12 protein-coding genes are annotated in these 14,074 nt (G+C 59.9%); all 12 read right to left on the bottom strand.

Annotation, left to right across the window (positions count from 1 at the left end):
• Nucleotides 1-119: 119 nt before the first annotated feature.
• The 12 genes from mdcE to DCH402_RS07520 all read right to left on the bottom strand — a co-directional run bounded on the left by mdcE (nucleotide 120) and on the right by DCH402_RS07520 (nucleotide 14,045).
• On the bottom strand, nucleotides 120-920 hold the full coding sequence (gene mdcE / locus DCH402_RS07575) for a biotin-independent malonate decarboxylase subunit gamma (RefSeq protein ID WP_040000566.1): 801 nt from the start codon (nucleotides 918-920) through the stop codon (nucleotides 120-122).
• Complete coding sequence (locus DCH402_RS07570) at nucleotides 917-1,750, bottom strand: biotin-independent malonate decarboxylase subunit beta (RefSeq protein WP_040000565.1); 834 nt, start codon at nucleotides 1,748-1,750, stop codon at nucleotides 917-919. The genes mdcE and DCH402_RS07570 overlap by 4 nt, the downstream gene beginning before the upstream one ends.
• The gene (gene mdcC / locus DCH402_RS07565) at nucleotides 1,743-2,042 is read right to left on the bottom strand and encodes a malonate decarboxylase acyl carrier protein (protein ID WP_040000564.1); all 300 of its coding nucleotides are present in this window, start codon (nucleotides 2,040-2,042) and stop codon (nucleotides 1,743-1,745) included. Before mdcC ends, DCH402_RS07570 begins: the two co-directional genes overlap by 8 nt.
• A gap of 9 nt (nucleotides 2,043-2,051) precedes the next feature.
• Nucleotides 2,052-2,909, bottom strand: coding sequence for a triphosphoribosyl-dephospho-CoA synthase (locus DCH402_RS07560; protein WP_040000563.1), 858 nt, complete (start codon nucleotides 2,907-2,909; stop codon nucleotides 2,052-2,054).
• Nucleotides 2,910-4,565 (bottom strand): malonate decarboxylase subunit alpha, encoded by a 1,656-nt coding sequence (gene mdcA, locus DCH402_RS07555; protein ID WP_040000562.1) that lies wholly within the window; start codon nucleotides 4,563-4,565, stop codon nucleotides 2,910-2,912. It abuts the gene before it with no gap.
• A gap of 409 nt (nucleotides 4,566-4,974) precedes the next feature.
• On the bottom strand, nucleotides 4,975-5,952 hold the full coding sequence (locus tag DCH402_RS07550; RefSeq protein WP_027712451.1) for a chemotaxis protein: 978 nt from the start codon (nucleotides 5,950-5,952) through the stop codon (nucleotides 4,975-4,977).
• 615 nt (nucleotides 5,953-6,567) lie between these two features.
• Nucleotides 6,568-8,355: an ABC transporter ATP-binding protein gene (locus DCH402_RS07545; RefSeq protein WP_040000561.1), complete on the bottom strand. Its 1,788-nt coding sequence runs from the start codon at nucleotides 8,353-8,355 to the stop codon at nucleotides 6,568-6,570.
• Between the two features lie 3 nt (nucleotides 8,356-8,358).
• Nucleotides 8,359-9,279, bottom strand: a complete 921-nt coding sequence (locus DCH402_RS07540) for an ABC transporter permease (protein ID WP_040000560.1) — start codon at nucleotides 9,277-9,279, stop codon at nucleotides 8,359-8,361.
• Nucleotides 9,276-10,250, bottom strand: coding sequence for an ABC transporter permease (locus DCH402_RS07535; RefSeq protein ID WP_040000559.1), 975 nt, complete (start codon nucleotides 10,248-10,250; stop codon nucleotides 9,276-9,278). Before DCH402_RS07535 ends, DCH402_RS07540 begins: the two co-directional genes overlap by 4 nt.
• A gap of 49 nt (nucleotides 10,251-10,299) precedes the next feature.
• The gene (locus DCH402_RS07530; protein ID WP_040000558.1) at nucleotides 10,300-11,268 is read right to left on the bottom strand and encodes a nucleoside hydrolase; all 969 of its coding nucleotides are present in this window, start codon (nucleotides 11,266-11,268) and stop codon (nucleotides 10,300-10,302) included.
• Nucleotides 11,268-12,218, bottom strand: a complete 951-nt coding sequence (locus DCH402_RS07525; protein ID WP_040000556.1) for a nucleoside hydrolase — start codon at nucleotides 12,216-12,218, stop codon at nucleotides 11,268-11,270. Before DCH402_RS07525 ends, DCH402_RS07530 begins: the two co-directional genes overlap by 1 nt.
• Before the next feature lie 288 nt (nucleotides 12,219-12,506).
• Nucleotides 12,507-14,045: an ABC transporter substrate-binding protein gene (locus DCH402_RS07520; RefSeq protein ID WP_040000555.1), complete on the bottom strand. Its 1,539-nt coding sequence runs from the start codon at nucleotides 14,043-14,045 to the stop codon at nucleotides 12,507-12,509.
• Nucleotides 14,046-14,074 lie beyond the last annotated feature (29 nt).

Below are 14,074 nucleotides of genomic sequence, written 5' to 3'. Positions count from 1 at the left end.
GGCACCTTGCCCCTGTTATCTGGCAGGTCTCTTTATTGGCTTACCGATAGGTGGCCGTCGTGGTTCAACACGAACCAGCCACCGGTGTGTGACTTATCGGGCGGCGCGGTTGACCGCGCTTACCATTGCGCCCGCATCCGCTCGCGTACGAGGGAAGAACTGCGCCGGTTGTCCGCGCCCAGCCGCGTTTTCAGCGACGGATCGCGCCGGGCATCGGTCACCGCCTGTTGCAGTGCTGTGCTCACCTGTGCCAGGTCATCGGCGGACGGCGCATCCGGGTTGGCGATATCCAGCAGCGTTGATAACAACCCCAGCGTGGCGTAATTGCGAATGTCATACGCCATCGGCGGGATGGTGGCGGCCAGCTTCTCCAGCTCTTCCACGCTTCTGAGCGTGATGCGTGCCGCCGAGGCTTTGCCCATGGCGTGAATTTGGACTTCCGGGTCATTAAAAGCGATCAGTCGGTTGGCCTGATAGCCGTGAGCCAGAAACGCCCCGGACATCGCTTTGCCGACGATCAGACCGATAACCGGATGACCGGCGAGACGTGCCTCGGCGTAAGCCCCTGCCGATGCCGCCAGCGCCTGATGGATGCCGAACCCTTCTTCCCGACGGCCATACGCCTGACTGGGGACATCGATCACCGCGACAATCGGCCGCTTTTTGTCGCTGTGGCGGTCCGCTGCGATGGTCTCCTGCACCACTTTCGCCAGCGTCCAGCCCTCCAGCAGCCCGACTTCGCCTTTTACGGCGCGTGGGTAGTGGTTATCCGCATCCGGGACAACGGCGATAAAGCGCACCGGCTCACCGGCGATGTCGCCGTCGGCCACCTGTACCGACGGGCACAGCCCGCTCAGTCGCGGTTTCCCGAGCGCCAGTGCGTCCAGCCATAGCGCGCCGCGATGTGCTACCTGACTCATGGTTTTACCTCCCCGAAAAGCTGTTGGATCTGTTGCGTATCGGCCTGCACCCGGGTATCGACATCGCTCAGGCGCGCCAGATACCACCCATAGTTATCCGACCGGTGCTGCGCCGGTACGCCAGCGGCGAGCGCGTCATTCACCGCCTGCCTGACCGCGTTCACACCATCGGCCACCAGACTGTCGGCCAGACCACTGCGGTGACGAATCTCGCCGCCGGTCATGCTCCAGATAAACGGACGATCGCGCGAGTCGTACTCGGCGACTCCGGCTTCCTGTTCAATCACTTGCGGACCATTCAGCCCCAGACGCGCCTCGCGGGTGACAATCAGGTGGCTGCACAGCGCCGCGGCAATCGACATGCCGCCAAAGCAACCGACGGTCCCGGCGATGATGCCGATCACCGGCGTGTAGCGGCGCAGGTCGACAATGGCGGCGTGGATATCGGCGATCGCCGCCAGCCCCAGATTGGCCTCCTGCAACCGTACCCCGCCGGTTTCCAGACACAGAATCGCCTGCGTCGGGATGCCGTTACGTTGGTCGTCGGCCGCCAGTTCCAGCGCGGCGGCCATCTTGGCCCCGGAGACTTCCCCCATGCTGCCGCCCTGAAACGCCCCTTCAATGGCGATCACCACCGTCGGTTTGCCCTGCAACGTGCCTTTCGCCACCACCATGCCGTCGTCGGACTGCACCACGATCCCCTGCGGCCCCAGCCACGGCGAAACGATGCCGTCAAACGGGCCGAGCAGTTCGCGGTAGCTGCCTTCATCCAGCAGCGCGTGGGCACGTTCCCGCGCTTTCAGTTCGATAAAACTGCGGTCGTCACGCATAGCTCACCCCTTCAAAAACCTGTTCGATACGGATGCGTGCCACACCGGGCGTGGCGCCAAAATCATGAATCGTCATGGTGCCGGCAGTCAGGCTACCGAGCGTACTTAACCGGGCGAACAGCGCTTGCCAGCGCGCCCGGCTGTTATCCACCGACGTAGTGATGTCGATGGTGAGCGTCTGTCCGGCATCCGCCGTTAACAGCACTTCCATATCACCGGAGCCGACCACGCCCGCCAGCGCGTTGCCGCTGGCCGTGCGGGTAGCCGGAAATGACAATGTAATCTGTTCCATAACACCCTCTTAATCGTATAAAGATGGCTGTGCGATACCATCGAGCAATAGCGTGGCGGCCAGCAAGTCGGCGGCACCGCCGGGGGAGGCGTTTAGCGCCAGCATACGTGTATCCAGTTGCGCCAGCGCCTGGCGGCCGGCAGGGCAAGACACGCCGCCCGCCGCCAGTACCGCCCGCGCGCCATGCTGCATGGCCTGCAATCCGTCAAGCCCGGCGCGCGACAGCACGCAGGTATCGCTCAGCGACGTCATGACCGCCATCAGCGCATCCAGCCGTGCTTCGGTCTCGCTGGCGCCCCGACGCCGACTGCGTCGCAGTTGCGGCAACGCCAGCCGGGTAATATGCGGAAAGCCCTGCTGCGCCTCTTCCCGCGCCCCCGGCACCTGATAGCGCTGCGTCGCCAGCCGCCCTTTGCTGAATACCGTCGGCGCGCCGTTATCCGGCAGCCGAGCCAGCCGTGCCGCTGCGTCGGTGATAGCCTCAACATCGCCAAGGCCGCCGAGCATCGCCGCCGCGCTGACCAACAGACCCAACGCCCAGATAGCCCCACGGTGGGTATTGATTCCGCCGGTCGCCAGCATCATCTGCCGTTCGCCTTCGCGCCCTACCCGGCCGACGATTTGCCGTAACGCGGTATCCGCCGGGCATTGCCAGCTCTGGAGCGCCAGCGTATGAAAAGTGGCGGTCAGGCTGTGAGCGGAGCGTTCCATCAGTGCGAGCGTCAAATCCTGATGCGCGCCGCTGCCGCGGCTATCGACCAGCCCCGGTTTAGGGCTGAGCCGCGCTTCGTCTATCAGGCAATGCGTCGCGGTAGCGGCCAGCCACTGGGCGTAGCCGGGTGCATCGGACTGTCGCTGCGTTTTCATTTACCAGCTCCGGAATTTCGCCGGCGGGTTATACAAACCGCCTGACCATTCCACCAGCTCGGCCACACTGCCGGCCGCCAGCAGCGAACGGGTGGCTTCGGTACGGCGGATCCCTAAATCCTCCGGGTAGGCCACCTTGCCGCTGCGGCGAAATTCCGCCACGCGCTGCGCATCTACACCCAACCCGATGTCGGTGATCCCGGCCACCGCCGCCACCATCGCCCGGCGTTCTTCCAAACTGTTGGCGCGATAGAGGTAGGCAATCCCCTCTTCGGTCAGCACATGGGTCACGTCGTCGCCATAAATCATCACCGGCGCCAGCGGCATACCGGCGGCTTTCGCCACCTCCACCGCATCGAGTTTTTCCACAAAGGTCGGTTTAACGCCGGCCTGGAAGGTCTCCACCATTTGCACCACCAGCTTGCGCCCGCGCTGCATCGGGTCAGGCTCGTTAATCATCGCCAGCCAGGCCGGTGTAGCGTGACGGCGGCCGTGCGGGTCGTGCCCCATGTTAGGCGCGCCGCCGAACCCGGAAAGACGGCCTTTGGTGACGGTAGACGAGTTGCCCAGCCCGTCGACCTGCAAGGTCGAGCCGATAAACATATCGACGGCATACTGCCCCGCCAGTTGGCAAAACGCGCGGTTGGAACGCATCGACCCGTCGGCACCGGTGAAGAACACATCCGGCCGGGCGGCGATATAGGCTTCCATCCCCAGTTCGCCGCCGAAGCAGTGAACGCTGTCGACCCAGCCGCTTTCAATCGCCGGGATCAGAGTCGGATGCGGGTTAAGCGTCCAGTGTTTACAGATTTTGCCTTTCAGCCCCAGCCGTTCGCCGTAAGTCGGCAGCAGCAGCTCGATCGCGGCGGTGTTGAAACCGATGCCGTGGTTGAGCGACTGCACCTGATGCTCGGCGTAGATGCCTTTGATGGCCATCATCGCCATCAGAATGTGTTCTTGTTTGATCAACCGCGGATCGCGGGTAAACAGCGGTTCGATAAAGAACGGCTTGTCGGCGACCACCACATAATCAATCCAGGAGCCGGGAATATCGACGCGCGGCAAATCCGTTTCGTCATCCACCAGTTCATTCACCTGCGCGATGACGATGCCGTCATGGAATGCAGCGGCTTCAACCAGCGCCGGGGTGTCTTCGGTGCTCGGGCCGGTGTACAGGTTGCCTTTGCGGTCGGCTTTATACCCTGCCACCAGCGCCACATTCGGGATCAGATCAACGTACAAACGGGAATAGAGTTCGATATAGGTATGAATAGCACCCACCTCCAGCGCGCCGTCTTCCAACAGTTGTGAAATGCGCAGACTTTGCGTGCCCGAGAAGGAGAAATCGAGCTTGTGGGCGATACCTTTCTCAAAGATATCCAGATGCTCGCTGCGCCCGACGCTCGGCATGATCATGTGCAGGTCATGCACCACCTGGGGGTTGACCTCTGCCAGCGTGCGGGAAAGAAAATCGGCCTGCTTCTGGTTATTGCCTTCCAGCACCACCTTATCGCCGGGCGCGATCAATTTCTCCAGCATCCCGGCAAGATGTTCCGTAGGCAGCACCTTGCCCGAAACGGGTATCGACGCTTTGCGCCGTTGTTTTTCACTGCGGCGCGTATTCCAGACCCGCGGTGACGTTTGCCCAGACAACATTATTAACCTCCTGATTCAGCTCATCATTTTGATTTGCCTTGGTCTGGGGAAAGTATGTTCTCCGGCGCATCCTGCTTCAATCAAGCCGCTAACGCGATCGTTAGCTTTAGAGTAAAGATAACTGGCATACCGTAGATGATGACCGCGCCAGCGCAGGTGGGGCGCGGTTCTCCACCTTCACCCGCGGCAACGCGAATTGTGATCAACCCGGCGCTTTTCACTCGCTGATACGGCGAGTCGTGAACAACCCGGTCATGGCGACGGCGGCACAAGCGCAGAAACGTACTGACGGGATGGCAGGAAAATGTGGGCAAAGGCTAACGAAGGAATATCGGCAGGAAACACCGCCGGAAAAATAACGGCCCCGTGCCGAATCAACGCGACACGGGGCCGTGCAGACGTACTGACCTTATCTGGCGGATGTCGGTTTCACGCGATCCACCACTTTGTGGATTGCCGCCGCCAGTTCATTGATTTCGAATTTCGCGACATACGAATCCGCGCCGACATTGCGGACATGGTCTTCGTTGGCCGTGCCGGACAACGAAGAATGGATGATAACGGGAATGTGCTTCAGCGCCTCGTCACGTTTGATATTACGCGTCAGTGTAAACCCATCCATCTCCGGCATTTCCAGGTCGGTCAGCACAAAGGCGATTTTGTCTGAAATCGGCCGACCTTCCGCCTGCGCTTCCTGCGCCATCAACTTGATCTTGTTCCAGGCTTCCAGTCCGGTGATATGCATGATGTAGGGAATATTCATCACCTTCAGCCCCGTTTCGAGCATATTACGCGCGACTTTGGAGTCTTCAGCGACAATCGCCACCGCTCCCGGTTTCAGGTGGAAGGTTTTCTCTTCGACGCTCTCAATCTTGATTTCACGTTCGGTGGGGATGATATCGTGCAGGATCTGCTCCACATCCAGCACCAGCGCCAGACGGTTGCTCGACGGGTCGCTGTCCAGACGTGCAATACTGGTGATATAGGTATTGCTGACCCCCGCTTCGGCCGTATTGACCTGACTCCAGTCAAGACGAACAATGTCATCAACGGATTCAACTGCAAAAGCCTGGGTGCTGCGTGCATATTCCGTCACCAGCAGGATATTGCGACCGGTACTCGCCGCACACCCCACCACCGCCGGAAGATCGATAACGGGAATAATTTGCCCGCGAATATTAATCATACCAAGCATCGGTGGAGCCATACCCGCAGCCTTGGTTAAGGTTGGCATCGGAACGATTTCACGAAGCTTGAACACATTGATACCGAACAGCTCGGATGGCCCTTCACCCGTGGCCGATCCCAAACGGAACAATAACAATTCAAACTTGTTGGATGAGGTAAGATTAGTTCTTTCCTCAATCTCTCTTTGAAATTTATCCATTCTGTCCTCAATGCAAATAATTATTAATGTATGGTTATAAGGCAACTTCAGTAATGCAGGTAAATCAGGCTGATAGCCCTTTCTCCACTCTACGCGATCGCGGACGTGCTTCAAATAACTCTTACTTCTTATACACCATCAAAAAGAAAAATATGTGTCTCACGTCATCTGCTGCATCTTCCTGTTTTAAAAAGCATAGACCACCGCTCATTTATCCACCATTTTCCCGCAATAATTGTTCCGTACCCTGTGATAAATGGCAGATTTGATTATGTGGGTTGTTATTACCTGCCTATATAAAGCCAACGCGCCTGCAACGTGAAGTGTGACGATATAAAGAAGTATGACAGGTATAAATAGGGCAGATGTAAAATGACCGACGCGTGAGGTTTAACAGCAATACGCAATAAAATAAGGGAAGCACCAAGGCATTCTCTTTCTCTTGATGGATATGACGAGCCACTCTCCTGATTAAACGCCTATCAATAGAAGCGCCCTCACCGGCATGTCGTTACCGCCTCCCAGACCCCATCGCACCATCCCCATCGGCATCATTATTTTCATGCTGCATTTTCCTTTCAGAGGCGACGCTTCATTGCTCAGGATAATAGTTGCTCAGGATAATAGCACCAGATGGCCGTCGCCGACCTGCCGGTAACGGCGCGCCGGTGGCTGATACCCCAGCGGACGCAATGGGCTGTGTAACTCTTCCGCCAGCAGCGATCGACGCACGCGTTTTTCCGGGTCGGGCACCGGCACCGCGGCCAGCAGGCGGCGGGTATACGGGTGCTGCGGGGTGTTGAATACCGCCTGACGCGGGCCTATCTCGACGATTTCGCCCTGATACATCACCGCGACCCGATGGCTGATGCGCTCGACCACCGCCATGTCGTGAGAAATGAACAGATAAGCCAGCCCCAGTTGCTGTTGCAGGTCAAGCAGCAGGTTGACGATTTGCGCCTTGACGGTCATATCCAGCGCCGACACCGCTTCGTCGGCGATGATCACCTGCGGATTAAGCGCCAACGCCCGCGCGATACATAAACGCTGCCGCTGCCCGCCGGAAAACTGGTGCGGATAGCGCCCGGCCATGTCGGCCTGCAACCCCACTTTTTCCAGCAGTTCCGCCACTTTTTGCGGCGCCTGTCGCGCTGACGCCAGGCCGTGGCTTACCATAGGCTCGGCAATCGCGTTGCCCACCGTCAGCCGTGGGTTGAGGCTGTCGTACGGGTCCTGAAAAATCATCTGAGCCCGCCTGCGCAAACCGGCCAGTGCCGATTTATCGGCGCTCAGCATGTTCTCGCCGCACAGCGATACCGCGCCGCCATTCGGCTCCAGCAACCGCAAAATAGCGCGCCCGGTGGTGGACTTGCCACAGCCGGATTCGCCCACCAGCGACAAGGTTTCCCCCGGTTGCAGGCTGAACGACACGTTTTCCACCGCGTGCACCCGGCCGGTCACCCGTCGCAGCCAGCCGCTTTTCACCTCAAACCGTTTGACCAGATTGCTGACCGCCAGCACCGGCTCACCCGGTCTGACCGTATCTTCCAGCACGTCGGTTTCCGGCTGCCCACTCAGCGCAAACCGCCGGGGCAGACAGCTATCCGACATGTCGCCCAGCCGCGGCACGGCGGAAAACAGCGTCTTGCTGTATGGATGTTGCGGCGCACGAAACAGCCGGCGGGTGTCCGCCATTTCCACCCCTGCGCCGCGATACATTACCAGGGTACGATCGGCCACTTCCGCCACCACCCCCATATCGTGGGTGATAAACAGGATCGACATACCTTCTTCTTCCTGCAAGGCCTTAATCAACCCCAGAATCTGCGCCTGGATGGTGACATCCAGCGCCGTGGTGGGTTCATCGACAATCAACAAACGGGGATTGCAGGCCAGCGCGATGGCGATCACCACCCGCTGGCGCATACCGCCGGAAAAGCTGAGCGGATACTCATCCAGCCGGGAGTGGGCGGCGGGAATGCGCACTCTTTCCAGCAGACGTACCGCCTCCGCCCGCGCGCCGGCGTGGTCCATCCCGCGGTGGCGTCGCAACACTTCGGTAATTTGAGTGCCGATTGTCAATACCGGATTGAGGCTGGTCATCGGCTCCTGAAACACCATGCCGATGCGATTACCGCGGATGTGCTGCATCTCGCGGGCAGGCAGCGCCAGCAGGTCGCGGCCGTCGAACAGCACCCGCCCGCGGGTCTGCACCTGCGGCCCGGCCAGCAGGCGCATGATGGACAACGCGGTGACGCTTTTACCGGAACCGGATTCCCCCACCAGCGCCACGGTTTCCCGCTCGCCAATCTCAAACGACAGATCCTGCACCACCTTCAGCCACTCACCGTTGACCCGAAACGCGGTGTTCAGTTGTTCAACACGCAGCACCGGCTGATTCACGCCTCACTCCTCCTGTCTGGTATTCAGTGCATCACGCAGAGCGTCGCCGATCAGGTTGATCGCCACAATCAGCAACAACAGCATCACGCCGGGGAACAGGCTGATCCAATAATCGCCGGACAGCAGATAGTCAAAGCCGTTGGCGATCAGCAACCCCAGCGACGGTTCGGTAACCGGCAGGCCGATGCCGAGAAACGACAGCGTTGCCTCCAGCATGATGGCGTAAGCGATACGCATGGTGGCGATCACAATCAGCGGCGGCAGGCAGTTGGGCAGCATATGGCGAAACAGGATGCGTGGAGCGGAAAACGCCATGCCGCGCGCCGCCTCCACATAGTTACGGCGGCTTTCCAGCAGCGCGGAAGCACGCAGCGTACGGGCGTAATACGCCCACTGGGTGATCACCAGCGCCAGAATAATTTTGTCCACCCCTTGCCCCAGCACCGCCAGCAGGATCAGGGCGATAAGAATCGGCGGAAAGCTGAGCTGGATATCGACGATACGCATCAGCAACGCGTCGGTTTTCCCCCCCAGCCAGGCGCTCAACATGCCGACGGTCATCCCCATCAGCAGCGCCGCCAGCGCACTGGCGACCCCGACCATCAGGCTGGTGCGGGTGCCGTACAGAATGGCGCTCAGCAAGTCGCGGCCCTGATCGTCACTGCCAAGCCAGTACGTCTGCCCGCCCATACCGGCGGAACCCGGCGGCAGGCGGTTATCCATAATCATCAGTTGGGTCAGGTCATACGGGTTTTGCGGCGCAATCCAGGGTGCCAGCAGCGCCAGCACGACAATCAACGTCAGCGCCACTATCCCCAGCCGCGCCAGCCGGTCATGCAACAGCACCGACAGCGTACGCGCCCACGCCGAACGCGCCGCCGACGCGGTGGCCGGGGTCTGCACCGAGTGTCCCGACAGGCTCATTGCCCACCTCCTAACCGAATACGTGGGTCCACCACCGCGTACAGCACATCCACCAGCAGATTGATCAGGCTGAACATCACCACCGTCATCATCAGATAAGCCAGGATCACCGGGCGATCCAACACCGCGATGGCGTCGATAATCAGTTTGCCCATCCCCGGCCAGGCGTAAATAGTTTCAGTCACCACCGCAAAGGCAATCAACGACCCCAATTCCAGACCTATTACCGTAATCAGCGGGATCAGCGTGTTTTTCAGCACATGCACCAACAGGATGCGGCGCTCCGACAACCCCTTGGCGCGGGCAAAACGCACGTAGTCCTGTTGCAGGCACTCCCGCACACCGGCACGGGTCAGGCGGATAATCAGCGAAATCTTGAACAGCGCCAGATTGAGCGCGGGCAGCAGCAGGTGCTGCCAGCCATCCGCCGTCAGCAGACTCAGCGGCACCCCGGCCACCGTCACGGTGTCGCCCCGCCCCGACGACGGCAGCCACCCCAGCTTCACGCTGAACAGCATGATCATCATCATGCCGATCCAGAAGGTCGGCAGGCTAAAGCCCAAAATCGATATCGTCATCACCGATTTCGCCGCCAGGCTGTCCGGCCGTAAGCCGGCGAACACCCCCAGCGGAATACCGATCAGCAGCGACAGCAGAAACGCCGCCAGCGCCAGTTCCAGCGTGGCGGGCATACGTTGCAAAATCAGGTGTAGCGCCGGTTGATTGAAAATGAAGGAGTTGCCCAAATCGCCCTGCAAGGCGTGGGTAACAAACAGCAGGTATTGTTGCCACAGGGTTTTATCCAGACCGAACGCACGAATCACCGCCTCGCGCTCGGCCGGGGTGGCGTTGCTGCCCAGCAACACATCCACCGGGTTGCCGACCAGATAAACGCCGGCGAACACCAGTACCGACATGACCGCCAGCGTTATCAGGGTTTGCAGAAAACGACTGAGCAAAAAGCGAGCCATGACAAGTCCTTGTGGTTAGCGAGGGGTTAAGAGCCTATCCCAACAGGCTCTAAGCGGGGCGATCCGGGACATCCGGCCGGCCGTAGCGACTCAGCCCCCGGACCAGCAGCGACAGAAAACCGGCTTCATCCACCGACTGCATCACCTGTGCATTGGGCGCCAGCGACAGCTTGCCATAAAAATCCGCCCAGGTATGCCCGGCGGTTTCACCGGCGACGGTCACCCCGACCCGCGCTTCCTGGCCGGCAAACAGCGACGGCTGCAGGAGCCAGGCGATGGTGGTGACGTCATGCACCGGGCCGCCTTCGCGCCCGAAACGCGCCATGTCGCTGCGGTCAAACGCCGACAGCAGGCGGGCGATGGCCTGACCGGGCCGCCCCGCATCACGCTGCAACACGTCGATTTCCTGTTGGGTAATCAGCGCCTGAAACGTCATGTCCAGCGGCATGACAACCAGCGGGATACCGCTGCCGAATACCCGGCCGGCGGCATGCGGATCGGCATACACATTAAATTCCGCCCACGGCGTCCGGTGGCCGAGTGCGGTAAACGCACAGCTCATGGTCACCACCTGACGAATGCCGCGCGCGACATCCGGGTGCTGAATCAACGCCAGCGCCAGATTGGTCATCGGCCCGATGGCGCAAAAGGTAATCGGATTGCACTCTTGCGCTGCCCGCCGCGCGGTGCGAACGATAAAATCCACCGCATGTTCCTGCGCGACCCGGCACTCGCCCGCCGGCACCAGCTCATCGCTGAATGCGCCGATATGGGCGTACTTACCGTAGCGCTGCGGGCCGATCAGCGGCTTCTCCGCCCCAGCAAACACCGGCACGTCATCACGGCCGGACAGCGCGACGATCCGCCGGGCGTTCGCCAGCGTATGGGTCAAATCCACATTACCGGCCACCACCGTAATGCCCAACACCTCCAGTTGCGGCGAGGCCAGCGCCAGCCACAGCGCAATGGCATCATCTACGCCGGGGTCGGTATCAATAATGATTCGTTGGCGCATCATCACGTATTTCCATAAGCGGCAAACAGCCGACAAAATAACTGGAACACATCCTCGACCACCACACCGGTGACCACATCGACATTCGCCGACAGGCCGGATTTACCGTAAATATCCATGACGCTCTGCCCCATGCACAATTCGCTCTGATGTTCCACGAATACCCGTGCCCGTTCAGTTTGAAACAAATCGGGGCGCAGCACCCAGGCGATCACCAGCGGGTCATGCAGCGGCCCGCCGCGGGAGCCGTAACGTTTAACGTCGTTACGATCCCAGAACGCCATCAGTTGACTCAGCGGGCTGCGTAACCGACCGGCGTTGGCTACCAGTTCGCCGACGCGCTCCGGCGTCAGCATCATCTGATGGGTGGCATCCAGCGGCAACAGCGTCATCGGTACATCCTGCGAGAAAACGATATGCGCCGCGTGCGGGTCGGCCAGCAGGTTGAATTCCGACGTCATGGTGCGGTTACCCCACTCCCGGCAGGCGCCGCCCATCGACACAATCCGCTCAATTCCCGCCACGATGTCGGGCGCGATGCAAAACGCGCTGGCCAGATTGGTCAACGGCCCCAGCGAACACAGCGTGATACGCTCGCCGCGGTGCGCCGCCGCCCGGCAACGGGCGATCAGAAAGTTGACCGCGTGCTGTATTTCCGCCGTTTTACGCGGCGTGGGAAAATCGCTGTCGCCCAGCCCATTTTTACCATGAAACTGGCCGTGAATCGGTTCACGCAGCATCGGCTGCCAGCAACCGGCAAACACCGGGATATCGGTACGCTCACCCAGTTCGACAATCTGCAACGCATTACGCAGCGTGTTGGGCAACGGTTGATTGCCGTTGACCACGGTAATCCCCTCAATCACCAGTTGTGGGGCAACAAACGCGCTCAGCAATGCCAGCGCGTCGTCAATGCCGGGATCGCAATCGATAATAACGGGAATAGACCTCACAATGCGCCCACTCCTTGTAATACGCTGGCGACGTCGAAACGCGGTTTTTCAATCAGATAGGGGAATACGCCGAAGAAATCGCTCATAGAGTTGCCCTGATGGTTGCAGGCTGGGTGTCCCGCCGCGGAATGCAGCGGGACACGGCCTGATGGGATAACCCTGGTGTTAACGTAAAAATCGCACTACCCCCGTCATACGTCGAGTTGCCGGTGTGTTGGCGGTAAGACTCGAATTATCTGGGGTGTACATTTTTCATTCATCACCAGTAGCGGGTGAAAGGTTCACCGTTTACTGTTTGTGAACGAAATAGGGCAATGTGTAGCCGTCTGTGCGGCCTACGTAGCTATAGCCTTTTTTCATTGCCCAGGTATTGGAGAGAAACAGCAACGGGATGACCCCTTGCTCCTTTATCGCCAATTCGGTTACCTGCTGCAACAGGGCATCGCGTTGCTGTTCATTCAGCGTGGCGCGAGCCTGATTCAGCAGCTTGTCAAATTCGGCATTCGAATACCGTCCCCGGTTTCCCTGACCGGCATTCGGGCCAAAGGTTTCCAGCAACGGCCCCAGCACGCCGGACGCCTCGCCGGTTTCAATCGCCGCGCCGCCCATCACCAGGCTGAATTCACGCTGCGCCGCCTTGGCGAAGTAGACGTTGCCGGGCATGGTGACCACCTCGGTCTTGATGCCCGCCTGGCTGAACATCTGCCCCAGCGCCTGTGCGATTTTGGCGTCGTTGGGGTAGCGATCGTTCGAGGCGTGGAACGTCAGGGTAAACCCGTTCGGGTAGCCTGCCGCCGCCAGTTTCTGTTTCGCCTGTGCCAGATCGTAAACCGGCGCCGGTATGTTGGCGGAATACCCCGGATACCCCTGCGGCACCAGTTGCGACGAAGGCAGCCCCTGGCCGTCAAGAATACGCTGCACCAGCGCATCGCGGTTGATAGCCAGCGACATCGCCTGACGCACCTCCGCTTTTTTCAGCGGATTCTTGCCGTCATCGCCTTTGGCAAACGGCGACTCGTCCCTGTCCTGATCCGGGTGCAGATACAAAATACGGTTACCCGGCACCGACTCAGTCACGAAAGCCTGTTGCCGGGCGATAGTGGCGCGGTCCGCCGTCGGCACGCTTTCGATCATGTCCACATCACCGGAGAGCAACGCGGCAATGCGGGCGCTACTGTTCTTGATGACGCGCAACGTCACCCGGTCCCATTCGGCCTTGCCGCCCCAGTAGTGGTCGTTACGGCTCAGTACCACCTTGTCGTCCGGCGTGTAGGAGACAAATTTGAACGGGCCGGTGCCAATCACGTCTTTACCGCCGTTAAGCACGTCGGTCGGCCGGTCGGCCAGCCGCGCCGGCAGTATGGCGATGCGGCTCAGGTTGTTGAGCAGCAGCGCCGCCGGCCCCTTGGTCTTGATTTCTACCGTCAGCGGGTCGATTTCACGAATCTCGCTGATGTCCGCCACATAGGGCGTGTAAGCGCTGGGGCTATTTTTTGCCGCCAACGCGACGCGTTTCACACTGGCCACCACATCCCGGGCGTTAAAATCGGCGCCATCATGAAACTTGACGTTCGGTCGCAATCTAAACTGCCAGGTGGTGTCGTCAATGGCTTGCCACGACACTGCCAGAGCAGGAATAATTTGTTGTTTTTCGTTTTGGTTAACCAGCCCGTCAAACAGATTGCGGGCCATGGCGCTGTTAGCGCCGCCGACATAAAACTGCGGATCCATCGACGTGGTGGATGACGCCAGTCCAATCGTCAAATCCGCTGCCTGCGCAATGGGCATCAGCGTCATCAGGCCGGCAACAAACAACGTTCCTTTCATGGTTACTCCTTTAATTCAGATCCATCTCG

The organism is Dickeya chrysanthemi NCPPB 402 (assembly GCF_000406105.1).
In the GTDB taxonomy this organism is placed as follows: Bacteria; Pseudomonadota; Gammaproteobacteria; order Enterobacterales; family Enterobacteriaceae; genus Dickeya; species Dickeya chrysanthemi.
Note: the sequence above shows the minus strand (reverse complement) of the source record. Positions and strands in the feature narration are given on the sequence as shown.

What these genes read in the sequence shown, in the direction of transcription:
- DCH402_RS07540 (WP_040000560.1), bottom strand. Translation starts at nt 9,279, where the DNA reads ATGAGCCTGTCGGGACACTCGGTGCAGACCCCGGCCACCGCGTCGGCG.
- DCH402_RS07530 (WP_040000558.1), bottom strand. Translation starts at nt 11,268, where the DNA reads ATGATGCGCCAACGAATCATTATTGATACCGACCCCGGCGTAGATGAT.
- DCH402_RS07550 (WP_027712451.1), bottom strand. Translation starts at nt 5,952, where the DNA reads ATGGATAAATTTCAAAGAGAGATTGAGGAAAGAACTAATCTTACCTCA.
- DCH402_RS07520 (WP_040000555.1), bottom strand. Translation starts at nt 14,045, where the DNA reads ATGAAAGGAACGTTGTTTGTTGCCGGCCTGATGACGCTGATGCCCATT.
- mdcA (WP_040000562.1), bottom strand. Translation starts at nt 4,565, where the DNA reads ATGTTGTCTGGGCAAACGTCACCGCGGGTCTGGAATACGCGCCGCAGT.
- DCH402_RS07560 (WP_040000563.1), bottom strand. Translation starts at nt 2,909, where the DNA reads ATGAAAACGCAGCGACAGTCCGATGCACCCGGCTACGCCCAGTGGCTG.
- mdcE (WP_040000566.1), bottom strand. Translation starts at nt 920, where the DNA reads ATGAGTCAGGTAGCACATCGCGGCGCGCTATGGCTGGACGCACTGGCG.
- DCH402_RS07535 (WP_040000559.1), bottom strand. Translation starts at nt 10,250, where the DNA reads ATGGCTCGCTTTTTGCTCAGTCGTTTTCTGCAAACCCTGATAACGCTG.
- DCH402_RS07570 (WP_040000565.1), bottom strand. Translation starts at nt 1,750, where the DNA reads ATGCGTGACGACCGCAGTTTTATCGAACTGAAAGCGCGGGAACGTGCC.
- mdcC (WP_040000564.1), bottom strand. Translation starts at nt 2,042, where the DNA reads ATGGAACAGATTACATTGTCATTTCCGGCTACCCGCACGGCCAGCGGC.